We start from the raw sequence: 541 nt of genomic DNA on the forward strand, positions 1-541 counted from the left end.
GGTTCGTCTCGCGCCACGACCTCCATACGGCGCTGCTCGATGCGGTCCGCGGCCGCGGCAATGTCCGGCTCCGCGTCGGACGAAGCCTGACTGAGATCTCGCAGAACGGCGACAGGGCGAGGATCACCTTCGACGCGGCCGGTGGCGCGAGCGACACCTGCGAGGCGGAGCTCGTCGTCGCTGCGGACGGCATCTGGTCGCGGGCGCGGAAATGCCTCGGCGACACGCGCGAGCCCGTCCCGAGCGGCTTTGTCGCCTATCGCTCGACGATCGCCTCCGACGATGCGCCGGCTGCCCTGGGCGGCAACGAGGGCGGGCTTTGGCTGGGGCGGGACCGGCATCTCGTGCATTACCCGATCGCCGGGGGCCGCCTCGTCAACATCGTCGCCGTAATCCGCCGCGACCATTGCGAGTGCCAGGTCGATCCCGGCTGAGACGCCGCCCGAGGTCCAGACGCTTCCGTCTCGGGTGAAGATCTGATCCGGCATCATCCTGACGTTGGGGAAACGCGCACCGAAGTCACGCGTCAGCGACCAGTGCG

At 69.5% G+C, this 541-nt stretch carries 1 protein-coding gene; it reads left to right on the plus strand.

The window, feature by feature from the left end; translation table 11 throughout:
- The coding region (locus AC2JF9_RS08375; RefSeq protein WP_500726872.1) for an FAD-dependent monooxygenase at window positions 1–434 on the plus strand (434 nt) is incomplete at its 5' end.
- Window positions 435–541: the final 107 nt, after the last annotated feature.

This window comes from Lactobacillus sp. C449L (assembly GCF_059900815.1).